General features: G+C 54.9%; 20 protein-coding genes. 8 read left to right on the top strand and 12 right to left on the bottom strand.

Going from position 1 to position 25,100, the window contains the following annotated elements:
* Positions 1-59 precede the first annotated feature (59 nt).
* Entirely contained in the window at positions 60-1,409 is a 1,350-nt protein-coding gene (locus KF752_06670) for a PQQ-binding-like beta-propeller repeat protein (protein ID MBX3421224.1), read from the top strand.
* A 6-nt stretch (positions 1,410-1,415) separates the two neighbouring features.
* On the opposite strand, the gene hrpB is transcribed toward KF752_06670, so the two are convergent.
* Positions 1,416-3,956 carry an ATP-dependent helicase HrpB gene (gene hrpB, locus KF752_06665; protein ID MBX3421223.1) on the bottom strand — a complete coding sequence of 847 codons (2,541 nt, stop codon included), beginning with the start codon at positions 3,954-3,956 and terminating at the stop codon, positions 1,416-1,418.
* A gap of 232 nt (positions 3,957-4,188) precedes the next feature.
* Between hrpB and KF752_06660 the strand changes: the two genes are divergently transcribed.
* Together KF752_06660 and KF752_06655 are read left to right on the top strand one after the other, a co-directional pair.
* On the top strand, positions 4,189-5,148 hold the full coding sequence (locus tag KF752_06660) for an AAA family ATPase (protein ID MBX3421222.1): 960 nt from the start codon (positions 4,189-4,191) through the stop codon (positions 5,146-5,148).
* A 250-nt stretch (positions 5,149-5,398) separates the two neighbouring features.
* The gene (locus KF752_06655; GenBank protein ID MBX3421221.1) at positions 5,399-5,986 is read left to right on the top strand and encodes a methyltransferase domain-containing protein; all 588 of its coding nucleotides are present in this window, start codon (positions 5,399-5,401) and stop codon (positions 5,984-5,986) included.
* Positions 5,987-6,134: 148 nt separating this feature from the next.
* Here the strand turns inward: KF752_06655 and KF752_06650 are convergent, their stop codons facing one another.
* Positions 6,135-7,223 carry a PEP-CTERM sorting domain-containing protein gene (locus KF752_06650; GenBank protein MBX3421220.1) on the bottom strand — a complete coding sequence of 363 codons (1,089 nt, stop codon included), beginning with the start codon at positions 7,221-7,223 and terminating at the stop codon, positions 6,135-6,137.
* Between the two features lie 222 nt (positions 7,224-7,445).
* Positions 7,446-9,821: a thioredoxin family protein gene (locus KF752_06645; protein MBX3421219.1), complete on the bottom strand. Its 2,376-nt coding sequence runs from the start codon at positions 9,819-9,821 to the stop codon at positions 7,446-7,448.
* 312 nt (positions 9,822-10,133) lie between these two features.
* Here KF752_06645 and KF752_06640 point away from each other — a divergent pair, with 312 nt between their 5' ends.
* Complete coding sequence (locus KF752_06640; protein ID MBX3421218.1) at positions 10,134-10,919, top strand: DUF1080 domain-containing protein; 786 nt, start codon at positions 10,134-10,136, stop codon at positions 10,917-10,919.
* A gap of 313 nt (positions 10,920-11,232) precedes the next feature.
* On the opposite strand, the gene KF752_06635 is transcribed toward KF752_06640, so the two are convergent.
* The 3 genes from KF752_06635 to KF752_06625 all read right to left on the bottom strand — a co-directional run bounded on the left by KF752_06635 (position 11,233) and on the right by KF752_06625 (position 13,458).
* Positions 11,233-11,649 (bottom strand): pilus assembly protein, encoded by a 417-nt coding sequence (locus KF752_06635; GenBank protein MBX3421217.1) that lies wholly within the window; start codon positions 11,647-11,649, stop codon positions 11,233-11,235.
* Positions 11,650-11,690: 41 nt separating this feature from the next.
* Positions 11,691-12,902, bottom strand: a complete 1,212-nt coding sequence (locus KF752_06630; GenBank protein MBX3421216.1) for a VWA domain-containing protein — start codon at positions 12,900-12,902, stop codon at positions 11,691-11,693.
* Between the two features lie 82 nt (positions 12,903-12,984).
* Positions 12,985-13,458, bottom strand: a complete 474-nt coding sequence (locus KF752_06625) for a pilus assembly protein (protein MBX3421215.1) — start codon at positions 13,456-13,458, stop codon at positions 12,985-12,987.
* 345 nt (positions 13,459-13,803) lie between these two features.
* Here KF752_06625 and rsmG point away from each other — a divergent pair, with 345 nt between their 5' ends.
* The 3 genes from rsmG (at position 13,804) to cysN (ending at position 17,443) form a co-directional block, all read left to right on the top strand.
* Complete coding sequence (rsmG, locus tag KF752_06620; GenBank protein MBX3421214.1) at positions 13,804-14,457, top strand: 16S rRNA (guanine(527)-N(7))-methyltransferase RsmG; 654 nt, start codon at positions 13,804-13,806, stop codon at positions 14,455-14,457.
* 42 nt (positions 14,458-14,499) lie between these two features.
* Positions 14,500-15,411, top strand: coding sequence for a sulfate adenylyltransferase subunit CysD (gene cysD / locus KF752_06615; GenBank protein ID MBX3421213.1), 912 nt, complete (start codon positions 14,500-14,502; stop codon positions 15,409-15,411).
* 79 nt (positions 15,412-15,490) lie between these two features.
* Positions 15,491-17,443: a sulfate adenylyltransferase subunit CysN gene (cysN, locus tag KF752_06610; protein ID MBX3421212.1), complete on the top strand. Its 1,953-nt coding sequence runs from the start codon at positions 15,491-15,493 to the stop codon at positions 17,441-17,443.
* Positions 17,444-17,573: 130 nt separating this feature from the next.
* Here the strand turns inward: cysN and KF752_06605 are convergent, their stop codons facing one another.
* The 4 genes from KF752_06605 to KF752_06590 all read right to left on the bottom strand — a co-directional run bounded on the left by KF752_06605 (position 17,574) and on the right by KF752_06590 (position 21,679).
* Positions 17,574-18,965: an NAD(P)(+) transhydrogenase (Re/Si-specific) subunit beta gene (locus tag KF752_06605; GenBank protein MBX3421211.1), complete on the bottom strand. Its 1,392-nt coding sequence runs from the start codon at positions 18,963-18,965 to the stop codon at positions 17,574-17,576.
* Between the two features lie 60 nt (positions 18,966-19,025).
* Positions 19,026-19,523 (bottom strand): NAD(P) transhydrogenase subunit alpha, encoded by a 498-nt coding sequence (locus tag KF752_06600; GenBank protein ID MBX3421210.1) that lies wholly within the window; start codon positions 19,521-19,523, stop codon positions 19,026-19,028.
* A gap of 79 nt (positions 19,524-19,602) precedes the next feature.
* Positions 19,603-20,760: a Re/Si-specific NAD(P)(+) transhydrogenase subunit alpha gene (locus KF752_06595; protein MBX3421209.1), complete on the bottom strand. Its 1,158-nt coding sequence runs from the start codon at positions 20,758-20,760 to the stop codon at positions 19,603-19,605.
* Between the two features lie 328 nt (positions 20,761-21,088).
* The gene (locus KF752_06590; GenBank protein ID MBX3421208.1) at positions 21,089-21,679 is read right to left on the bottom strand and encodes a DUF2062 domain-containing protein; all 591 of its coding nucleotides are present in this window, start codon (positions 21,677-21,679) and stop codon (positions 21,089-21,091) included.
* Positions 21,680-22,163: 484 nt separating this feature from the next.
* On the opposite strand from KF752_06590, the gene KF752_06585 reads away from it, so the two are divergent.
* The gene (locus KF752_06585) at positions 22,164-23,339 is read left to right on the top strand and encodes a DegT/DnrJ/EryC1/StrS family aminotransferase (protein MBX3421207.1); all 1,176 of its coding nucleotides are present in this window, start codon (positions 22,164-22,166) and stop codon (positions 23,337-23,339) included.
* 101 nt (positions 23,340-23,440) lie between these two features.
* Here KF752_06585 and KF752_06580 read toward each other — a convergent pair whose 3' ends face one another.
* Complete coding sequence (locus KF752_06580; GenBank protein ID MBX3421206.1) at positions 23,441-24,115, bottom strand: methyltransferase domain-containing protein; 675 nt, start codon at positions 24,113-24,115, stop codon at positions 23,441-23,443.
* A 195-nt stretch (positions 24,116-24,310) separates the two neighbouring features.
* On the bottom strand, positions 24,311-25,090 hold the full coding sequence (locus KF752_06575; protein MBX3421205.1) for a hypothetical protein: 780 nt from the start codon (positions 25,088-25,090) through the stop codon (positions 24,311-24,313).
* Positions 25,091-25,100: the final 10 nt, after the last annotated feature.

The following is a 25,100-nucleotide window of genomic DNA, read 5'->3' as shown; positions in this document are numbered from 1 at the left end:
TGCGTTATGATGGACGGCTTGAGGACGTCGCGAGGACTTGTGCAAAGTTGAGGTGTGATATGCGAGCTGGTCATTGGGCGTTGTGGTGCGGGATGCTGACAACATGGATGGGGACAGCGGCTGTCGGTGCCTCTGAGAACTGGCCCACCTTTCGTGGCCCGGATGGAAATGGTGTCGCGCCTGCGTCGGCAAATCCTCCCCTAAAATTCGGCCCCGAACAAAACCTGCAATGGAAAGTACCTGTTCCGGGACGTGGCCACAGTAGTCCCATCGTGTGGAATGGTCGGATCTATCTGATGACTGCTATTGAAAACCAACCGCAAGATGCGTCGCCATCGGCTAACCAGTCCGATGAACAATCCGCAGGCAGGCGTCGCGGCTTGGCAGGCATGAACAATCCCAAGCCAACCGCAGAGTTTAGTTTCAACGTCTTATGCATGGACTTAAGTGATGGCAAGACGGTGTGGAACCAAACGGTTTGTAGGGCGACGCCACACGAAGGCGGCCATCGTTCCAACACTTATGCGTCGGCATCTGTGGTTACCGACGGTCGTTATCTATGGTGCAATTTTGGCAGCCAAGGTGTGTGGTGCTTAGACTTGGATGGCAATGTTATCTGGAACAAGGACCTGGGACAGATGACGACTCGTAATCAATTCGGCGAAGGCGCATCGGTAGCCGTTCATGGCGACGTGTTGGTGATTCCGTGGGATCAAGAGCAAAATTCGTATATTTTAGCCGTCAATGCGCGAACTGGCGAAGATTTATGGCGACAAGATCGCAATGAACTGACTAGTTGGTCGACACCCAGAATTATCGAGCGATTTGGCCGCGTACAGGTAATAGCCAATGGTACGACCATTCGCTCTTACGATTTGAAGTCGGGCGAACTTCTGTGGCAGTGCGGCGGACAGACCACCAATCCGATTCCAACGCCCCTGATTTGGAAGGACACCACGATCTGCATGACAGGCCACCGCGGATTCTCGATTCAAGCGATAGCGCTGAACGCTGCGGGCGACGTAACCGATTCGGATCGAGTTACCTGGAAGCGATCCGATTCAGCTCCCTATATCGCTAGCCCTACGCTGGTGGACGATACTGTCTACTTGGTTAAAGGCAACTCGGGCATTCTTTCGGCGGTCAATGTTGCCAACGGCGAAACTGTAATTGACCAACAACGTCTGCCTGGTGTTGATCAGATGTACGCTTCGCTGGTAACCGCTGGCGGCCATGTTTATGCAGTTGGTCGTGGCGGGATGATCGTGGTTTTGAAGCATGGCCCGCGGTACGACGAAGTTCATCGGGTTGAACTAGGGGAACCTGTTGATGCTACGCCAGCGATCAGCGGTCAGCGACTTTTGATTCGCAGCCACGAGCACTTGTACTGCTTTGCCGAGGGCAAATAACAACGCTCACCGATCATGCAGCGGGTCTTCTGGCCAGTCATGCTTGGGATAGCGACCGCGCAGCTCCTTGCGCACCACGGGGTAGGTGTTTTTCCAAAAGCTGGCTAAATCATTTGTAATCTGTTGGCAACGACCGTTGGGTGCCAGGAGATGTAGCGTCAGCGGCACGCGACCGCCGGCTAATTTGGGCGTTTCGCTCCATCCAAACAGTTCTTGAATCCGCGCTGCCAGCACCGGCGACTTACCTGGCTCGTATTGCAACATTTGCTCTCGCCCCGCAGGCAGCCGGATCGACGGTGGCGCGTGTTGATCCAGTAGTCGCCGCTGTGACGTGGACAACAAACTGTCGATCAAGCGATTCCAGGGCAATTGTTGGACCTCCGCCAGTGACCGTAGCCCCACACACCAATCTACTAGCATCCCAGCCAATGAAGGGATGTCGAACTGAGGCAGATCGGCATCGGGCATGGCTGCCGACAACCAGCGCAGGCGATCGAGCAGACTGTGCAGTTGCTTGTCTTTGGCTGGAAGCAATCGATCAAACTGTGCGGCAGCCTCGCGCGCAAGCAGCTCAGCGGTCTGACGATCCAGTGGCGTCGCGGCAGGTTGCTCGTCCAGGACTAGGTCGTGCCAGTATCGGCAGCGGCGAGTCACTACGGATCGCGTGGTTGGATTGAAGAACCGCTCATCGCCCTCACGTAGGCCAGGGGCGGTTAACCACAGGCTGTCGATCCCGCTGGCCCAACGCACCTTAGCCTCTGTACCACCACCGTCGGCATCCAGGCACAAAAACAAGTCATCGCGTACGCCAGACGCACTGTCCAACTGGACTCCCTTGCCTCCAACCATTAACCCTTTGTGAGAGCTGGGGCTACGGCGGCGGGCCAAGCGGTCCGGGAATGCTTCTAACAGTGCTCGCTGCAGTTGATCGTCCAGCCGCTCTTCTTCCTGAGGTCCCAGTTCTTGTTCGACGATCTGCAGGTATTGCCGACTGACGCTAGCCAAATTGCGGGCGGCTTGGTGATTGACCGTTCCAAACACAGTTTCGCTTTGATGATCCTGCTGGTAACGCTGCCAAGCCAAAACACGTTGGGTAACATCACAACTCCACTGGCGGGCGGTCGTTGTGGGAGGAGTGCGTCCACCACGTCCCGCGCGGGCGGATGGGTCTTGGGGTTTGAGAAACAAGTCTCGTTCACCCAGCAGGGCTGCCGCCATACAGCCTGATGCCGGTACACCTAGGCGGTGTGATTCGACCAGCAATCTGGCCAGTCGTGGCTGCAATGGGAACTTCAGCAACAGCCGCCCCAATGCTGTAACTTTGTCACCAGCAACTGCGCCAATTTGCTGGAGTACACCGCGCGCCTGCTCTACTGCCGACGGACTGGGGGCCGTTAGCCAGTTGAAATGTTCGGGTGATTCGCCCCAACCGAGCAACTGCAGTACCGGTCCGGTGAGGTCAGTTCGCAGGATTTCAGGTGGCAATTGTACGGACCGACTACGACCTGTGATTTCATCCCACAGTCGAAAGCACACACCGGGTGCGGTACGACCGGCACGACCGGCGCGCTGATCGGCTGATGCCTGTGAAATTGGTTCCAGTTGCAACGCATCCAGCCCCGAGGCGGGATCGAACCGCTTGACGCGCGCCCAGCCGCTATCGACGACCACACGAATGCCGTCGATCGTCAGAGACGTCTCAGCAACATTGGTGGATAGAATAACTCGCCGACGCGAACCCGGTTGCAGAACTTGATCTTGGTACTCGGGGGGTAGATCGCCATACAATGTCAACAAGTCCCAACCGCTGCGCTCGGCCTGAGGCTCCAGGTCTCGCTTGACTTGCATGATTTCGCCAACGCCAGGCAAGAACACCAGCATGTCCCCGTCGGTTGACTGGCTGGCTTGCAGGATCGCCTGGCTGGCCGTCTGAACGATTTTTCGAGTAATACTGGTGCGCGCTGGTGGTTCAAATCGTTGATACCGGATGTGAACTGGATAACATTGCGTCGGAATGTCGGCCTGCGGCGGATGCCCTAAATAATTAGCAATTTCCTGTGCATTCAAAGTGGCCGACATGACTACGATACGCAACTCGGGCCGCAGGTCCACTTGCAGCCGCCGCAGGATGCCCAATAGCAAATCCATTTCGACGGAACGCTCGTGGAATTCGTCCAACACGATCGCCGAGAAACGATCCAGTGTCGGATCAGATTGCAATCTCCGTAGCAAAATGCCCGGTGTCATCGAGATCAACCGAGTGTCTGGCCCGCATTGCGAATCGAAACGCACTTGATAACCAACCATTTTTCCAAGCGAGCCTCCGCGTTCGGCAGCAATGCGTGCGGCAGCGGCACGAGCCGCGATGCGACGCGGCTGGATGAGGGCGATACAACCAGGCGTCGCAGTTAGTTCCAGTAACAGCGGTGCAACGCGCGTTGTCTTGCCTGAGCCCGGAGGTGCCTGGACGATCAGACAATTGTGATCGCTGAGCGTGCGGCCAAGTTCTGGCAAAAATGGATCAATGGGTAAGAACTGAAGTGTCACACTTGGCGACCTATACTGCGAATAATGAAAATGAGTGATCGTTCATGTCAATCTGTTTACATGAATACAACAACGAATTGGCCTAATTCCTGTGGTGCACCTTACCGGCCACCTGCTGGTTGGGCGGGTTGGCGCTTCGGGTTGGTCGGGGTTAGATTGTTCTCTTAGGGGACAAATCGAAAAGCCCCCTGTTTCAATTGCAGCGATCACACAGTGTCAAGAGCGAGGCGGCATGAGCCAACAGATTGTCGAGATTCAGGGAGTTCAGCTACGCTTGGCCGCACCGCTGGAGAATCGTTCCAAATGGATCGGCCAAGGTGAAGTCTTGCAGCAGTTGCTGGCGTGTTGGCTGGTCGTTGATGACCAAGATTTGCCGCTGGCACCGCGATTGGTTGGCGTGCCGGGCATCGGCAAGACGGCCTTAGCGATGGCCGCAGCCGGATTGCGGGGGCAAGAGCTGTACGTTTTCCAGTGCACCGCCGACACTCGACCCGAAGACCTGCTGGTTACACCGGTTTTGGGAGAAAGCGGCAAAATTGCCTATCACGCGTCGCCACTGGTAACCGCCATGCTTCGGGGGGCGGTCTGCATCCTGGATGAAGGCAACCGCATGAATGAGAAATCATGGGCGAGCCTGGCACCGCTGCTAGACCAACGGCGGTACGTCGAGTCTATCGTGGCGGGCATTGTCATTCAGGCTCACCAGGATTTTCGCTGCGCGGTGACCATGAATCAAGACGATTCGACATACGAGATTCCAGATTACATCCTAAGCCGGCTGCAGCCCACGTTGCCGCTGGGCTTTCCCAATCGGCAAGATGAATTGTCAATTCTGCACTACCATTTGCCGTTTGCCGAGCCGGAGATGCTGGCACTGACGGTGGATTTCTTGCAGCAAGCGCATCAATTGAAACTCGATTTTTCGGCGCGCGACGGCCTGAATTTATTGCGGTATGCCATTAAGCGATTGGCCCAACAGGAGGGGCACCCTGTCAACAAAGACGCGGCCTGGCGGGAGGCGCTGTTGTACTGCTTAGGCGATGATGCCCTCGATTTGAACACGTTGGCGGAGCGGAAACGGCGGGATTTGGGAGGTAGCTCGCTGCCACTGGGCCTGGGAGACTTCTTTTTTGATCCCTCCGATCCGTTACATCCCGATTACGAAGACCCCGAAGAAGATTCTGACCAATAGCATCGGCAATAGAACGAATACAAATCATCGGATACAATCAGCTTTATGGCTTGCACTTCCGTGGCTATCGTCGTCAGACGGTGGAAGCTAGCCGGAATCCACGTTGTGGCGGGCGTAGCTACCGTCGCCAGACGGTGTACGATGTACGAATCAATCCCCCGACAAAACACCACCGCCGCTGATCAACTCTCCCCCGATGCCGCATTCCAAATTCAGCGGTCGATTGCGGCCTACCTAATTAGGAGCCATAATGTCCAAACTTCGAGAACAGATCATGTTTCTCAATACCTTCATACGACGTCCCGCGCAGGTTGGCGCGGTGGCCCCCAGTAGCCAGCGACTGTGCAAGATGCTTGTCGATTCGTTTGATTGGAACGAAGTTCAGTACGTCGTAGAATTTGGACCTGGCACAGGTGTGGCGACACAGCTGATAGTCGATCGCCTACGGCCAGACGCAAAGTTCTTTGCGATTGAACGCAGCCCCAAGTTTGTCGCGTTGTCGCAGCGGCGCTGTCCTACCGCCGACATCGTCCACGGATGCGTGACGGACGTCCAGCGGTTGTGCCATGAGCGGGGCATCCCGCATTTAGATGCCGTCGTCAGTGGGCTGCCATGGGCCAGCTTCAGTACATCACTTCAGAACGACATTTTTGAAGCCATGTTTCGCATGCTTAGGCCCGGTGGCCGCTTCGCGACTTTTGCTTACCTACAGGGGCTAGGTTTACCAGCCGGCATTCGCTTCTCGAAACTGCTTAAGAAGAATTTTACAACAGTCACCAAGAGCCGCACTGTATGGCGAAATTTACCACCCGCCCTGGTCTATCGCGGCGTGCGTTAAACTAGGCACCGAGCCGATGAAGCCAGTGCCCAAACAATCGGTCTGAACTAACAGCTCGTCAGCGTCCAACGGTTACTCATCCGATTCCAACCGGTCACACTGCAACAAACAGCTCAGCCGGCATGGTCTGACATTGATGAGACACCCTTTACAATGAGGACCGACGACGTCTGAGACCAGCCAGGGCAATGCCGAAACCGACCAGTGCAAGCGAGGCTGGTTCTGGGATTGCAGACATCGTGAAGTCAGCAGTGGCTTCACTGAAATCCAACCAGATGGGAAACGCTAGCGGATTTTCAGCATCCACGGTGGGGAAAATGTCCGTCACCTTGAAGCTGGCAATGCCTCCTGGGAAATTGTGCAGCGCCCCAGGAGCCAGCCACACATCTATGGGATTTACCCCATCCATGTAGCTCAACAAGTAATTATTGTTACTGTCCCCCAAACCAGTGGGCATTCCTGCCTGGGTAAAGTAGGTACTGGGAGAATCCATGGTAAATTCAAAACCCGAGGTGGCAATCGGATCGAACCAACGCTGGCCAGGTAAACCTTGAAATTGGAAAACCCCCGGAGAAATTACCGTTGGTTGGAAGGCTGTGTTCTGCGTCGTGCCACTCCACTCCTGAACAGTCAAGTCCCACACTGCTTGTCCAGCAGATGCCAGTGTGGTAGGTGAGTTAGGCTCCGAAACCACCAAGGCGTTCACCCCAACGGTATAAGCACCTGGAGTTAAGGTTAGTAAGCCACTTTGAGGTCCGGTCGTGCCTGGTGTAGTTTGGGCAACGTAAAAACTGCCGATTTGAAATTCAGACTTGTATTGGACATAACCGGCAGGGCTGGGGGCAATACCCAGCTCATAGGTGTAGGCAACTTGAGTTATTGAAGTTGGATTGATATCAAAACTGAGATTCGATTGCGCAGCTGCCGGAGCAAATGGGGTAGCTGTTCCGGTAAATGCCCTCGCCGAACCTGCGCCAAAAGCGGTAAAACCGCTTGGCCCTGACAGTAAAATGAACGACGACTGAGTCGCCTGAGCTTGTGAGTTATTCGGACCTCCACCCAAGACTGCGTTTGCCGGGGCTGGAGTCCATTGTCCAACCAGATTTGTGTTATTCGAATTGAGGAGGTTTAGAACTGAGGCCTCAATCGTGCGAGATTGGGCGTGCGCAATTTGTGTTGAAGCGACTGTGATGGCAAAGCCAAACAAAGTGAACCAATAACAGGTGCGAATGCTCATAATCATCGTCCCTCTTAAACTGGATTTCAGCCATCAAAGTTCAAGCCGAGACCACCATCAATTGCTGGCAGTTTCAATCTTGGTAATCATGGCGGTCGTCAGAAGCAAGAGGGCCGGCAAGACATTTCAAACTTTTTGGGCGTTTCTGTTCGAATCCCACGACGCTGTCAAAAACCTGAAAAGGCGTGAATTCAGATCGCCGGCCGATTGAATGCGGCCCAGTTAGTCGAATTGCGATTTGGCCGTTAGATGAGTGGCGGATTGACTGGGACCGGCTTGTTGGAGGGCGTCCAGCAACTGCGACTGAGTTATGACATCTCGCAAAATGATCGGCTCGGCAGCCGGATCAGCGGGGTAGATAGCCAGAAGGGGTATGGAATTACTATCCAATTCGCGGAGCTTGCTTTCGATCGCAGGCGAGGGCGATGACCAATCGGCCAGCAACGTGACGACATTGTTTTGTTTGACCAGTTCCGCCACTGCCGGCCGGTCGATGGCGGCGCGCATGTTGTACTGGCAGGTCAAACACCAGCGGGCTGTGAATTCGACCATGACCACTTTCCCCGCCGCGCGATTCTCAGCCAAGGCGGACTCGGAGTATTCCATCCAGGGCAGATGATGTTTGGCTGGTCCAAAATAGTTGAAGCTCACAAAGCCTGCCAGTACGCAGGCCGCTAATCCGCTCAACCATCCGGTGAAAATTTGCTTGCGCTCAGCAAACGCGGGAATTCTGCCGATCAGCCAACACGCGAACCAGACGACCATCAGCAGCCCGAGTGTCGCGATTCTGTAATCGGGATCAATCACCGAAATGAAGTAAACGACGGACAACAGTAAAGGAAAGGCCAGCACCTCTTTGAGCGTCTCCATCCAGGCCCCTGGCTTGGGCAACAGTTTTACGAAGTCCGGCCATAGACACAGCGCCAAGTACGGTGAGCCCAGACCAATGCCGACCAACATGAACAGCGCCACGATCGACCAGCCAGATAGGGTTAGCGTAAGACCAAATAACGTCCCCAAAAATGGACCGGAGCAAGGCGTCGCTAGGACAGTCGTCAGCACACCTTTGTAAAATGCACCTGACAACCCCTCCTTCTGCATCAATTGACCGGACTTACTGCTGGTCGCGAAGCCGGGAATCGGTATCTCCCAGACGCCCAAGAAACTTAGCGCCATAGCGAACAGCAAGATCGTTAGTCCAACTTGGAAGTAAATATTCGTGAACTGTTCGCCCCAGCCAAACGCATGACCGGCCAACTTGGCCGCGATATTTAGAATCGCCAACAAGAACATGACCGAAAGAATGCCTGCGACAAACGACAGATTCAGCGAAATAACGCGTGCGTGACTGTTTCCCGATTGATTGACAAATCCCATCAACTTCAGTCCCACCACCGGCAGCACGCACGGCATAAAATTCAGAATGAAGCCCCCCAACAGCGCGGCACCGATCATCCACAATTGCAGTCCGGATCCCCCAAGTCGCTGAGCAATGGTCAGCTTGGTGGCGGATTGATCGATCCAGTTGGCTAGATTCGGATGGCGAGCTACCTCATCCCAGGTTGCAGCGCTCAGAGCGAGCTGTTGCTGCTGGCCACTGGCTTGATCGGTAACGTCGATAGACCCAGTGATTCGCAGGCCGGCTGGCGGATCGCAACTTTTGTCATCGCAGGTATTGAAACCCACAAGTAGTTCGATTTTTCGCTGACCTAGCTCGGCGGACAGGGGTACGCCGATTGGAATAGTCCAAGTTACCTGCCCATCGTAGTACTCAAACGGGCGATCCAAGCCCAGATCCAGGCTGATAACCTTCTGCTGCGAGAGGGGAGCACCAAACAGAAGCCCGGCTTTTTGGCTAGCCACGATCAATGTTCGATTGTTGGTATCCGTGTCGCCGGGCTGAAATTTGTAGACATGGTAGCCTGGATCGGTTGCCGCTTGAATCGTTAGCGTGGCAGACTGACCAGGCGACAATCGAGCCGGCTGGATCGTGGCGGTCCACTGCGCGTGGGTATTGGGCAACCGCAATTCGTACGAAACGGGGGCACTTGTCTGGTATCCCGCAAAGGTGGCCGAAATTCTTTGAGAAAACGGCTGGCAATTGCCGTCTGCCAAACAGACTTGGCCACTAACCTCCAGCTCTAGGTCAACTGGTCTGGAACCTGTAGCTGACGAAACGCGAAGTGGCGCGGTCCACTGGACAGAGTCGTGAAACTCTTGGATATCGACCTCGAAATAAGGACTGCGTGAAACCGTGGGCTGGTGATCAGACACAAACGGACCGGCAAGTTCGGTGTTGTCTGACAGGAGGGTGATTTTCGTAGGCTTGGGTCCACCAGCTGCCTGTGTCGTCGAATAGATATGATGCTTGGGAGCGATCTTGGCGGTCAACTGGATGTGGCCATTTGGGCCGGATTCGTCCAGTTGATAGCTGGCTTCAAATGTGACTTTCGGCTGGCTGCTGGGCAGCGCCCGCATACGGTCTGAGAGGGATGGCAATCCAGGCAACGCAATATCCGACTGCGTCCAGCCGGTAGTAGCCGCAGTCAGCAATAACACAAACGACGCTAAGCAAAAAAAATGCTGACTGTATTTCATGCGTAAGAATCCCTTCGGACTGGGCGATATCAATTGCCGCGACCAGCCGTTATATTTACACGCAATTGCGTTATTAGGTCAACGTAGACTGTCAGTGGCGATTTGTAAATTTCCCCACGCTTGGGATCGTGATAACCCACGTAAGAGCTAGAAGGTACAAAATTGCCGAGTACCATTCAATTTTGCCAGCTTAACCACCCCTTCTGACGTGAATAGGAAACCCAGATAATGTTCCGGCCAATAAGTGTCAAAGTTGCCTCATCGACTGTTGTGTTGTTAAGTTGCCTTATTGGGTCAAACTTCGGGCAAATCATGGCGTCGGAGCTTGTGGCGGTGGCCTCGGCGACTGGCGAGACGGCTGGTGCCGTTTCAGAGCCAAAGCCGTCCGCGTGGATTCAGCTCTTCAACGGCAAAGACCTAGCCGGCTGGATACCCAAGGTCCGCTATAGCCCACTGGGGGAAAACTATGGCAATACGTTCCAAGTGGAAGATGGCGTTCTCAAGGTAGTCTACGATCCACAGGCTTACCCGACTTATGGCGAGCGGTTCGGACACTTGTTCTATCATCAATCGTATTCGAGTTATCGGCTACGTGTCGAGTACCGGTTTGTGGGCCAGCAGTGCCCAGGCGGGCCGAATTGGGCGGTCCGTAACAACGGGTTGATGTTGCACTGCGAAGACCCCAAGTTGATGGGCGTCGATCAAGATTTTCCGGCGTCGATCGAGGTGCAATTGTTGGGAGGCGATGGCCAGCGTCCGCGCTCGACGGCCAACCTATGCACACCGGGGACGAACGTAATTTACAAAGATAAACTGTTTCTGCCTCACTGCACCAATTCGACTTCACAGACCTACCATGGTGACCAATGGGTCACGGTGGAAGTCGAGGTTCGCGGCAATAAAGTGATTCGCCATCTGATGGAAGGCGAAGTGGTGTTGGAGTACTACCAGCCGCAACTGGACGGTCGCGATGCGCATAGCCAGAGGTTAATTGAGGCTCGTGGCGGCGAGTTGCAACTGAGCGAAGGCTTCATCGCCATTCAGGCCGAGAGCCATCCGACGGAGTTTCGCAAGATTGAGCTGCAAATCCTGAATTGACATCGGCACCGCTGAAGCCAGCATCCATCAGTACACGGGACAGTCTCGCGCGAGATCATCCGTTATTACAAATCCAGAACTGGTACTGCTGTATGACATTGACGAAAACCTGGTGCGTTGGGGCGGGGCAGGGGGGCAAGCCCTGCTGACAGCCCTGCGCGCCGAATTTAGTCTGTAAGAGGTGCACCCCGTGGTGTATCACGATCTTCCGGATTTAGGCATTGTCAACAGTCTACTGCAACTGCACGGCCTGCATGTCAATGAAGAAAATCGTCGATCTGTCAGATACCGACTGTGTGCTTGGCTGGCTGGGTTAATTGATCTCGCGCTGTAGAATGCAAGCTTGGACGATATTAAATCCATTGCTGAAGCGTCCGACTCCCCAACTGTTTCTATTGACCGGGACCGTGACGGTCACCTGGACGCTAGTTGCATTGAGTACAGCGTTTACATTGACACCTTGTCCTGCCCCAACCATCGTCAGGATATTGGTGGCTGCTGTCACGGCCTCTTGCACCGTGCCGCCAGGTACGATCGCAGCACGGGCGCCTTCGTACGCAGCGTTGGCGGCCGTGTGACGCAAGAAATTTAATCGTGTGATTTCGACGGCCCCCAGAAAGAGAGTCAGAATGAGTGGCACGACGAGCGCAAATTCAACTGTGGTGGCCCCACGTCGATCGGCGTTGGCTACCGGCCGAGAATTCTGTTTCGATTGGATGCGACCACTCATTTTGGGACTTTCAGGTGTACGACCGAATCGTGTTGCCCCGACTACTCGACCAACACGACTTGCAGGCTGCTGGCGATATCGCGAAACGCTTGGTGAAGCTGGGCTTCGTTACTGGTTGTATAATGCTGCCCTCCAGTGATTTGCGCAACCTGCTGCAGTACGGGTTGGAAGCCGGTTAACATCGAAACCACATACACTGTGACCCCGCGGGCGCGCGCATCCTGAGCCGCCAATACAGGCGACCGACCTTCGTTCCATTCACCATCTGTTAATAGGAGCACAACTTTATCGGACGTGGGCCGCGCTTGTGGACCAGTAATCCTGGCTACGGCCAGGTCAAGCCCGGCCGACAGATTCGTCGCTCCCATCATCGGCTGAGTACCTAACTGGGAGATAGCGTTGGAGATCGTTTGGCGTTGTGCTATGAAATTGCTTTCGCGTGGTAACTCAACATCCGTGCGAGCTGCTGGAAAAACGGTCGCGGGAGCAATCGGCATCGTGTAGTTGGAACCCCAGGTTACCAAGCATGAGTACGGCGGACTACTTATGTTGTTTAGTTCAGTGTAAAAACTCTGAACGGCACGCTCCAAGACCGCCCAGCGGCTGGCGGTTGGATGCGGTGGCGACAGGTGGTTCTGCCAGATTGTTCCCCACGACGTGAAGTTGCTTAAGCGAGGATTATTCGGCGGATAGGCATAATCGACTCCGGACATATCGAATAACATTGAACCGGAGCGATCCAGGCACAAGCAGACTTCTAATTGCTTTTGTCCTGCCACCGCAGACTCTTGTGGTGAGAACGACTGAGTTCCCAATAATCGTCCGAAGAACAGCGGCGAATCGAGTCTGGAGTTGACGCGCACGGAATTAAAGGGAGTCGCACCAGCCTGAAACTGCCAACGACCGGCTTGCCCTTGGGTCACTCGCCCAAAAATCACATCTTGGGGAGTCACCTGTACCTGCCTGTTTGCTACCGGATTCAGCGACGCATATTCAATCGCCTGATTGGTGGCTTGTGATGTGCTTTGGGTTCGCGAGAGCGCTTCGGCGCCAGCTTTGGCGGCTGCGTCGGTTGCCAAGCGTAGTTCAGAGCGGACGAGTTGCATGTGGGCGTAGTCGACAGTGATTGCAGCCGTCAACACGAAGACAACCATCATGCTGACAACTAGAATCGCTGCGGCGCCGCAGCGTTGCCCTTTCTTGTTGCCTGACCAATCCACTGGTTTAGGGTTCGGTTTATTTAGGGATCTCATGGATGCTCCTCTCGTTGCTGGCAAGTTGAATCGGTTGTTGGGTTAAGGCATCTCACGGAAAAATCTGTCGGGAGCCGAGTGCTTACAGCCGAACCATGATGGCCGACTTTGTCAGAGTTCGTTGCATAAATAATCCCAGCGGATTAAACGACTGGCTACTGCCGTTGGAACTGACCGTTACGGTAACGCGCGTCCCACGGCTGGTGTTAGCATCTACTGCAGGCGAAATCGTGATGGTACGATTATTGACATTGCGGGCGGCCAGTATCTCTTGAACTCTCTGTCGGGCTTGAGCTCGAGTGGCACCTGGCCGCGTTGCCACACGAGCCCCCTCGTAAGCTGCTACCGTCAAAGTCTGCTTCAAAAACACCCCGTTGGCAATTTCGATCGAACCAAACACCAGCAACACCAACACTGGTAGCGTCACGGCGGTTTCGATCGTGGCGGCACCACGTCGAAACATGTCGCGACATACGCCGCGCAGGGACTTGTATGGGCCAACGGCCCGAACTGGCTCTTGCTGTTGAATCGACATTTGGGAGTTCTCGTGGAGCATCAGGCAAAACATTGCCGCCCAATGTGAAACCTAGTTCACAAATCGATAGGTGACCGAAAAAATACGACCAATATGTGAAAGATAGTGAGTCCAGGCCCACGGTTTACCCGCTACTTGAGGGAGCGATATCCGTCCGAGGCCGTTTGAATTTTTGGAACAATCGTTAAATTGTGCGGTTTGAGGCGCCTGAACCGATTGGCGGCTAACGTTGCCAGACGGTCGGCGAACAGGGCTTCCACGGTCGGTGGGCAGGGGTAACGAATGCCTTCTTATTGGCCTGGCGCCTCACGATGACTTGTCTGGCGTGATCGCCGTCCTTTCCCAACTGATTGGAAAATACATCCGGTGCAAAACAGCGAATTAGAAGCGGCCATCCGCGAACTGGACATCAGCGTTCCCGACGCAGCCATTGAGCCGCTGGCCGAGTACTGTCGCCGACTGTGGGCCTGGAACGAACAAGTCAACCTGACACGCCATACCACGTTCCAGCTGTTTGCCCGACGCGACCTGCTGGATACGGTCCGGTTGGCAAGCCACTTGCCGGAGGGGCATGAGGTATTGGATGTTGGTACTGGCGGGGGAGTACCCGGCGTAGTGCTGGCGATTCTGCGCCCAGACTTGAATGTCAGCCTGTGCGATAGCACCCTCAAGAAGGCGCGCATCGTTCAGGAGATCGTCCAGGCTTTAGAGTTGCCTGTCGCGGTCTATCACCAGAATGTGCAAACCGTCTTGGAAGACCTACGTTTTCACGCCTTGATTACTCGAGCAACCGGCAGTATCAGCCGCCTACTGCAATGGCTGGATGGGCAATGGTTGCAGTTCGATCGGCTGTTGGCCATCAAAGGGCCTCGCTGGACCGAGGAACGCGCCGAAGCTAGGCATCGCGGGCTGCTGAGAGGCATAGACTTGCGCTGTTTAGAAACCTATAACATGCCCGGCACTCAGTCCGATTCGGCCATCTTATGTATGACGCCCAAGCGAACCGCCAATGCTAGCTAGTCTCCGATTCCAACCCTAAACAATCCAGACTGACGTAGTTTCATGACATCCTATTCGCTGACTCACCTCAAGCTGCTGGAGGCCGAAAGCATCCACATTATCCGCGAGGTTGCCGCCGAGTTTGCCAAGCCGGTAATGCTGTATTCCATCGGCAAAGATTCGGCGGTCATGACGCACTTAGCACTCAAAGCCTTTTATCCAGCCAAGCCTCCCTTTCCTTTTCTGCATGTAGACACGACTTACAAATTCCGTGAAATGATCGAGTTTCGCGAGAATTATGTGCGGAAGCAGTTGGGACTGGACCTGCTGGTACATATCAACCACGAAGGGCTGAAACTGGGGATCGACCCCTTTGAAAATAGCGAAAAACATACCGAAGTCATGAAGACCGACTCGCTCAAGCAGGCTCTGAACAAATACCAATTTGATGCGGCCTTCGGCGGTGCGCGCCGTGACGAAGAAAAATCTCGCGCTAAAGAGCGTGTATTCTCGTTCCGTGACCGTTTCCACCGCTGGGACCCCAAAAACCAGCGCCCGGAACTATGGAATCTGTACAACAGCCGGGTCAACCCCGGTGAGAGCATTCGCGTCTTTCCGATCAGCAATTGGACGGAACTGGACGTGTGGCAATATATTCACTTGGAAAACATTCCGCTGGTCCCCCTATACTTTGCAGCCGAGCGCGAAGTCGTCAATCGCGGCGGCACCTGGATCATGAAGGATGATGATCGTATGCAACTCCGCGAGGGCGAGAAGCTCGAAAAGCGCATGGTCCGATTTCGTACTTTGGGTTGCTACCCCTTGACCGGTGCCGTTGAATCGTCGGCCACCACCCTGCCGCAAATCATCCAAGAAATGTTGCTCACCAAGACCAGCGAACGCCAAGGCCGCGTCATCGACCGCGATGCCGGTGGCGCAGGCATGGAAGAGAAAAAGAAGCAGGGATATTTTTAGAATTGTCGGCACCCAACTGGTGCCCATGCTGTGCTCGGTAAACATCACCCTCTGATCGAAGTCTTTCAAACAACGTACGATGAGCCACCAAAGCGAACTGATAGCTACCGATATCGAAGCCTACTTGGCCCAGCACGAACGTAAGCAGTTGCTGCGGTTTATCACCTGTGGCAGCGTCGATGATGGCAAGAGCACGCTGATCGGGCGTTTGCTATTCGACTCGAAAATGCTGTACGAAGACCAGTTGGCACAACTGGAAAGTGAATCCAAAGTCCATGGCACCACCGGCGGTAAGTTCGACCCGGCGTTGGTCACCGACGGACTGAAAGCCGAACGAGAGCAGGGCATTACGATCGATGTGGCCTACCGTTATTTCTCAACGGCCAAACGCAAGTTCATCATCGCCGATACGCCGGGGCACGAGCAGTACACGCGCAACATGGCCACGGGGGCTTCGACCGCTGACTTGGCCATTATTCTGGTGGATGCCCGTCACGGCGTACTGACTCAAACCAAACGACACAGCTTTATTGTCTCACTGTTGGGCATTCGCCACGTCGTAGTGACCATTAACAAAATGGACTTGGTGAACTTTAGTCAACAGCGTTTTGAAGAAATCTGCGAAGCCTACCGCGACTTTGCAGCTCGCCTGGACCTACCCGATTTGCATTTCATTCCCATCTCGGCTCTCAACGGCGATAATGTGGTGGACGCTAGCCCCCACATGCCGTGGTACCGGGGCAATACGCTGATGAATTTCCTGGAGACGGTGTACATCGGTTCGGATCGCAATTTCCAAGACTTTCGCTTCCCCGTCCAGTATGTCAATCGACCGAATTTGGATTTTCGAGGATTCTGCGGCACGATTGCTTCGGGCATCATTCGCGGCGGCGAAGAGATCATGGTGCTGCCGTCGCGACAAACCAGCCGCGTCAAAGATATTGTGACCTACGATGGCAATCCCGAGGAAGCTTTCACGCCCCAATCAGTCACGCTGACGCTAGAAACCGAAATCGACTGCAGTCGAGGCGATATGATCGTGCGCCCGGGCAATGTACCACGCGTCGGCAATTCGTTTGAAGCCATGCTGGTGTGGATGTCACCCGAACCCATGGTTGCTGGCAAGTCTTACTTGTTCAAACACACCACGCAAACCATCGCCGGCCAGATCGACACCCTGCGTTACCGCGTAGATGTCAACACGCTACACCGCTCCCCGGCTCCCGAATTACAACTCAATGAAATCGGCCGCTGCTCGATCACACTCAACCAGCCGATTTACTATGACGCCTATCGCCACAATCGAGCGACGGGTGCCTTCGTAATTATCGACAAGATTTCTAATATCACGGTCGGTGCCGGGATGATTTCGTCGCGGGAAGCCGATCACAAGCACGCACTGGCTCCCTGGGAAATTGAAGCGGCCACCGAAAAAACGGACAACGATGCTATCCGACCTGTGACATCTCAGGAACGACAAGCTAGGCTGGGCCAGTTGCCAGCCACGATCTTACTGACCGGACTGAGCGGCAGTGGCAAGAGCACCATCGCGCGTGGCGTCGAGCGGGCTCTGTTTGACCTAGGCAGGTTGTCCATCGTTTTGGACGGAGAAGACCTGCGGCGGGGGCTGAGTCGCGATCTGGGTTATACCCCGGAAGATCGCTCCGAGAATTTGCGACGCTGCGCACACATCGCGCGACTGTTAAACGAAAATGGCTTCTTGTGTCTGGCCGCATTGGTAGCTCCCGATGCAGCGGTTCGTGAAAAAGTTGCCGAGCTGATTGGACGCGAGCGTTTTATCGAAGTTCACGTGGATGCGCCGCTCGAAGTCTGCCAGCAGCGTGATCCTCGCGGCCATTACCAACAAGCTTCACAGGGCGAAATGCCACGAATGCCGGGAGCCGGTACCGTTTATCAGGCTCCCGCAGAAGCTGACTTGGTGCTGCGAACTGATCAACTATCAATTGCTGAGTGCGTTAGTCAGATACTCGAATTACTGCGCGAGCGCAAATGCATTGGGCCGACCGCGTAACGCATCTGATGTTGTGATGATGGTTGTTGCGCTGCACCTCGCCTAATCAATCCAATGGGCGACCGCTACGCTCGGTCAAACTCGCCCGGTCCTTGGACGATCCAGTCGTCTTTACGCGCGAGTATGTTACTCAGCCGTTAGCCTTGATTTCCTTGACGATGCTCAAAATCGCTTCCTGCCCGTCGGAATACAGCATCAGCGTCTGTGGTAGCGCAAACAACGGATTGGGAATTCCGGCAAACCCCGGACTGAGGCTGCGTTTGACGACGATCACCGTGCGGCACTTGTCGACTTCAATAATTGGCATGCCCGCGATGGGACTTTGTGGATCCGTCTTGGCCAGCGGATTGACGACATCGTTGGCACCGATCACGATGGCAACGTCTACGGTATCGAGCGTCGGGTTAATCTCGTCCATCTCTTTCAGTTTGTCGTAGCTGATATCGGCTTCTGCCAGCAACACGTTCATGTGACCCGGCATGCGGCCGGCCACGGGATGAATTGCATATTCGACAGTACAGCCTTTAGCTTCCAACAACTTGCTCAAATCGCGAACAGCGTGTTGCGCCTGCGCGACCGCCATGCCGTAACCTGGCACAAAGACGACTCGCTGCGCCCCGTCCAAGATCATAGCCACATCCTCTGGCGAGGTGCTGCGCACGTTGGCGTAAACTTCATCGGCACTGGCCACTTTTCCGCTACCCGCCATGCTACCAAACAACACATTCGGCAACGAGCGATTCATGGCTTTGCACATGATCTGGGTCAAGATGATCCCCGATGCACCCACCAGTGAGCCCGAAATGATCAACGCATCATTTTGAATGACGAATCCGGTAGCCGCGCCAGCCAATCCCGAATAGGAGTTCATCAACGAAATCACCACCGGCATATCGGCTCCGCCAATTGGCAATACCAGGAACACCCCCAATACCAGCGCTACCAACATGGTCATGATGTACCAGCTAACTTGCCCTCCTGCGCCATCACTGCCTACCAGCAATGTCACGAACAAGAGTGTCAGCAGCAATAACCCCGCATTGATCAGCGGTTGGGCCGGCAAGCTGAACGGCTGACGAAATTGCTTGAATTCTTCCAGTTTGGCATAGGCAATCATGCTGCCGCTGAAGGTGACGCTGCCGATCAGGCCGGACAGACCGACTGCCACAAGTGCATCCGTAGGATGGCCGGGGTTCAAAATCAGATCCGCCCAGGCGACGAGTGCAGACGCCGCCCCGCCAAATCCGTTTAATAAACCAACCAATTGCGGCATCGACTTGATATCTACGGTCAACGCCAGATAGGCTCCGCCGACGCCACCGGCAATCAAGCCCACAAGGATGTAGGCATATCCGTCAATACGCGGGTCCAACAGTGTCGTCACAATGGCCACAAGCATCCCGATGGCGGCGATAACAATTCCGCGGACTGCTGAGCGTGGATGCGACATCTGCTTGAGCCCCAAAATGAAGCACAAGGATGCAGCTAAATAGGCCAACAGGAGCGTTACAGAGGGAGACATGATGTTTGGTTATCAGTAATTGAGATGTGTTCTAATGTTGCACACTGGTAGCGGAGCGAGCTACCGTTTCTTGAACATCACGAGCATGCGACGCGTGACTAAAAAGCCGCCCGCGACATTCAACATTGCCAGCACGACCGCTAACATACCCAAGAAGGATCCCCAACCACCGGCGACGTGACCCGCTGTCAGAATTGCCCCAATCACGGTGATACCACTGATTGCATTGGAGCCCGACATCAGGGGTGTATGCAGCGTGGGCGGAACTTTTGTTATCACCTCGAACCCCACAAACACAGCCAACAAGAAAACGGTGAAACTGGCCACTAACTTAGCTCCGCGACTTACTCCCGCCTCATGACGAGAGGTCGCCACGGCCGGCGAGGCTTCGACTGTCTGATCCTCCTGGCCTGCTACCGCCACAGCGGCTGGCGCGGCAGAATCCTTGGCAACAACTGAAGGCGATGCTGCGACCAGAAACAAGCACCCCAATAGCAATAGACTATGACGGGCAAGCTGCCCTGATTGGGCTTTCACGAACTTTGAATAGGGCTTCATGGTAGTCACTAGCAAGGTTAGGGCCTCGGTCTAAATTCATGATTGCTGTGAATGAACCTGCGACTGATGGGCGCGACCGTCAACCGGCTGGTGCCAACAACTGGGCAATGCGAGGACTGGCAATCTGTCCTTGATGCGTCACCATCGTGTCGCGAATGATTTCATCTTGTAAATTCAATTCCACTTGTCCTTTCTTGACCATATTGAGCAAGAATTTGACAACGTTGTTTCCGAACATCTGACTGGCGTGAAACGGGGCCTCGGCAGGCAAGTTTGTAGGTCCAAGAATGGTTATGCCCTGATCGACTACACGCTGATCAGCCTTAGTCAGTTCGCAATTGCCGCCGCGTTCGGCAGCTAAGTCGACGATCACGCTACCAGGGGCCATTCCCCGGGCCGCGTCGGCGGTTATCAATCTAGGACTGGGACGGCCTGGGATGGCCGCTGTGGTAATGACGACATCACTTTGCGCGACTACGCTGGCCATCAACTCGCGTTGCCGCTGATAGAAGGCCTCGTCCATCGCCTTGGCATACCCTCCCTTGTCTTCAGAGCTACCGGCATCCAGAGGCACCTCAACGAATTTAGCCCCCAAGCTTTCCACTTGTTCGCGACAGGCTGGACGCACATCGTAAGCATGCACGACAGCCCCCATCTTGCGCGACGAGGCGATGGCCTGCAGACCGGCCACACCGGCTCCAATGACAAATACTTTGGCGGCAGTTAACGTTCCGGCCGCCGTCATCATCATCGGAAATATCTTGGGCAATTCGCTGGCAGCCAACAGGACCGCGCGGTATCCCGCAATGGTCGCCTGCGACGAAAGAATGTCCATGCTTTGCGCCCGCGTAATGCGCGGAATCAGCTCCAGCGCGAACAGTGTCATCCCCGACTGGGCCCACTGCGCGATGGTAGCGGGTTGCCCAAGTGGATCGCACGCGCCAATTACAATCTGGCCTGGCCGCAATAATTCTCGTATCTTGCTTCCGCCGTCCAGATCGTAACCGGCCGAGCGCACTTGCGCCACGATATCTGCCATCGCTACCGCTGCCTGCAGCCCATCGGCGATCGTGGCTCCCTTGTCACTATACTGGGCGTCGGGAAATCCGGCGGACTGCCCCGCTCCAGATTGTACAACGACTTCCACGCCAGCTTTAGCAAGCTGCGGAACATTAGCAGGCGTCAAGGCTACGCGCCGCTCGCCAGGAAAACTTTCTTTAACTACCGCAATCTTCATCGCTGGGAAATTCCCCACAACTCAAGAAGCCGTTCATTCGGGATCAGCAAGAGTGCACAATATACGCCCAAGCCCCAGCATCGGGAACCACGGCAATCGGTGTGCGACCTAACGCCCAGCAATCCTATTGCCATTGTTGTGACCGCAGCAAACAGCGGTCGATTGTCGTCGCTCCACTCTGACACTTGTATAGGGCTCTGCCTTGCGCGCAGGCCAAATTGCGATCCGATCTGCCCGGACCGTAGACCTGGAAGCTACGAGCAGAAATGAAGCCCTTCCTGAAAGTCGAACGCTCCTTCATTGCGGCGGAAGTTGCTGGCAAAATGCGCTAGGCCGCAGTTTCGGAACCCGGAGAATGCTTGGCAGAATCAGGAGGATCATCTGAACTTGAATGCCTGGGGGTCGCCGCTGGAGGGATCAATTGTCCCCAACGGCGCAGGCGATAAGTGCGGATAATCGCCAGCGAAGCGTAGTAGCTGATGACGCCTGCCACTGATGCGAGCACGAACGTACCCAACATCAGTGGACCCGCAAAGTCAGCCAAATTCTCAAGGAAATTCCGCAATTTGACGGTTGAGCTTTCGTCCGATTGTAATATCTCCAGCCAACCGCCAGTCAGCGGCTCGTTCAGTAGTTTGCAGCCTAGCCAATAGCCCGGATAGTAAATCGGAACCATCGTCAGCGGGTTGGAAATCCACACCAGCGATCCAGCAATCAATTTATTGGCTCGGAAAGGCCAAGCAATACCAACGGCCAGTGCCATTTGTATGCCCATCAGTGGTAAGAATCCCACAAAAATCCCAATGGCAATGCCAAGCGCTAGCGTGTGCGGCGGGTCATCCGCATGAAGAATCTTACAAACGCAGAAATGCTTAGTTCTACGCCAATAGGAGATCAGCTTGTCACTAACGAACTTCATCGCGATGCAATTTCCAGCAACCGCCATCTTGCCTCGGGTAAGCAACCAAGTATCACAATACCGCTAAGTTGCAGCAAATACCCGCCAAACATCCCAAACAGCCGAGTCACCAATATCTTAACAACTGCGACAAACTGTCTACTCTACCCGTTGCCCAGCTCCTGGCTAGGGTGGAACGTGGTACAGCCAACAAATCCAACAAACCAGGATGAACACGGGCAATTGGTTAGGTTCAGGACACCTTGATAGCCCACGCATTCACCGTGAATTCGCCTGCAGTCGCCCGGGAATTATGCGCTATAGCGTACTACAGGGCCTTATTTTGAAGGCTTAATGCATCGTAGGATTCCATGTTGGACCAGCATAGTCTGGCTTGATCCAATTTCTAGGAAAAGATATCCTCCCCTGCGCATTTGAACTGCGTCGGTTTCAGAATTGACCTGCGGGCCGTCAACCACGGCTGATCGATCAAACCTTACTGGCCATGGATGGACCCAAACTCATGACAATTCAAGCGGTGCCCCTGTTAGACATCAGCCGGACCAATCAACAAGTACGCGACGAAATCTTGGTGGCGATGGCTGCTGTGTATGATAGTGGTAAATTCCTGTACGGCCCTCAAGTGGCCCAATTCGAAGGCATGGTGGCCAGATTAAGCCAGGTCAGACATGCGGTGGGGTGCGCTTCGGGGAGCGACGCCTTGCTGCTGGCGCTGATGGCACTGGATGTCGGTCCGGGAGATGAGGTGGTCGTACCAAGCTTCACCTTCTTTGCCACAGCCAGCGCAGTTGCGAGACTAGGAGCAAAGATCGTATTTGCAGATATCGACCCTCGAACGTACAACATCTGCTCGCACGATCTAGCCACCAAAATCAACTCGCGAACTAGGGCCATCATTCCGGTACACCTCTTTGGCCAGTCGGCCTCCATGCCCGAAATCTGCGGCATCGCTGGCGACTGGGATATTCCGGTAATCGAAGATGCAGCTCAAGCCATCGGCGCCGCGTATCATGGTCGCCCTGTGGGCAGTTGGGGCCAAATAGGCTGTTTGAGCTTTTACCCGACCAAGAATCTCGGAGGCTGTGGCGATGGTGGCATGATGGTGCTCAGTAGCGATACATTGGCCGATCGGCTACGACTGTTGGCTGGTCACGGTATGAGACCGCGTTATCATCATCGCGAAATCGGTATCAACAGCCGATTGGATACCCTGCAAGCTGCCGCACTAGCCATCAAGTTTCGGCACTTAGAAAGCTATACCAACGAACGGCAGCGGATTGCTGCCACTTACAACCAGCTGCTTAGTGAAACCAGACTAATTGACTCCGGCGCTGTCCAGCTGCCCTTGCACGACCCTGCGGCCTATCACGTATGGAACCAATACAGCTTACGTATCGGCGAGGGTCGTCGCGACGCCCTCCGAGACTACTTGGGACAACAGCAGATCGGTAGTGAAATCTACTATCCGATCCCACTGCACGAGCAAGAGTGTTTTCGTCGCTTGGGATATTCGCCGAGCGACCTGCCACACACACACCAGGCATCGCTGGAAATTCTGCATCTGCCGATTTACCCCGGCCTGACCCAGGCCGAGCAAGTAGTTGTTGTTCAAGGAATCGTAGGCTTCTATCAGTCAGCTTGCCACCGCCTGGCAGCCTAGATTTCGATTTGGCTTGTGCACGCTCTAGCAGACTTTAACCCGGAAGCTTTCTTAGCCAGTTGCGATAGCAAGGGAAGTTGCTGGTCCCTTGATAACCCAGTTTACGGCAAGTAGCAATCGAAGATGCGAATGGGCACGCGTTGGTCGTCCAGATGCACATCGTGTTGTTCTATACGCCAACCAGCATCCACAATCCAACTGGCAAACTTATCGCCGGTGTGCCGATGCGGTTCGCTTAGCAACAGTCGGCCGTCCGGCTCCAGGTGCTGACGTGCACAGGCTTCGAGCTTTGGAAACAGGGCAGGATCGTAAACCAGGTCTGAACCGATCACAATGGGAAACGATTCACTAGCCAACCGTTGTTGGCCCCATTTCAAGACCTGAAAACGAATGCGTTCGGACACAGGCCAGGCGTTTAGACGTGCGACTTGCAGCGCCAACGGTACTGCATCGGTCATGACTACCTGAACACCACGAGCTGCCGCTGCAACACCAGCCTGACCGGAGCCACACCCCAGTTCTAGAATTCGCAGCCCTTGGCAATTCAAGCGTTGCAAGAATCTGTCTAGCCCTCTTGCTGCACGCCATGAAGCTGCCCAAAACGGATCGACATCTTCGGCGGGTAACTGACTGGCGACAGCCGCTTCTAAAAGCTGATCCGGCTCGGCTACACGATACCACTCGAAGCTACGCTCTCCCAACTGGATCGTTGTCGATTCCAGCTTGACGCTACGCTCGATTTCTGTCTTGAGGTTAAGCCAGTGTGGATCGTCCATACAATTCGCCGTCCAACTTTTAACGGTTTGGGTCGAATACTGTGCGCATCTGGGTGGGCCGTCGCGCGGCGGAACCTTGGGTTAGTTGTGCTTGATGGTTGTGCAACTGGTCAAACTTTGTCACAGTTTTGTGGTTGCCCTGCGTCCGGCTTGTCTCACCCAACGAATCCCTAAGCGGTTACGTCATCTGCGCGATCAGGCCACCCGCTGCTTGATTCTCGCCGCTGGAGCCTGGCTGCCAGCGATAACTAAGAGTTCGTTGAGCACTTGGCCATTTAGATGTTGGTCAATGCTGTTGAGTGCTCGGGCGGCTGCAGCACCATCCAGTAGTCGATGATCGCACTGCAGAGTCACCAGACAATGTCCGTCAGCCTCAATTGGTCCGTAGGATAGACTGCTGGTAAGCAAACACGGATGAAGCCGATTGGTAACGCCCTGGCCAGCCAATGCGCTAATGCTGCCGGTGCCAACGCGCCGCGCCCGATTGCGGAAGTCCACATCCATCCGCCACCACCAACAGACTCGGCGTACCGCGCTGGGCAGCTTAGCTCCGCGCCACTGCGAACGGAATACTCGCGCCGGATCACCGTTTTGAAAGGCATCCAGATCCGCCTGCAATTCAGTCAGACAGCGCTGGTCGGGATGTCGCATTCGGCCAAAGAATAGTCGTTCGCCTCCGTCGACTTGACGATTCACAGCGATCGAGAGCACGCATTCGGGGCTCTGGTATATTCGAGCCCACGGCCAGGCGACAAAGACATGCCTGAGCTGCGGATGAACGCGTGAGGCCAACCCGTAAGCTCGAGCGAACAGAGCAGTCCATGAAATGCGCGTCGCACATTGATGGCGTGCCTCGGCCAGCCGGAACATTTGGAAGCTGCGCTCAACCGGAAACGACGGTACCTTGGAGGCACAGCGAATTACATCCAGCACGATGGCGCGTCTGGCCCCCGCCGTAACCACTTTCCCATCCATCGCCAATGAT

It is taken from the genome of Pirellulaceae bacterium, assembly GCA_019636385.1.
Lineage (GTDB): Bacteria > Planctomycetota > Planctomycetia > Pirellulales > Pirellulaceae > Aureliella.
Note: the sequence above shows the minus strand (reverse complement) of the source record. Positions and strands in the feature narration are given on the sequence as shown.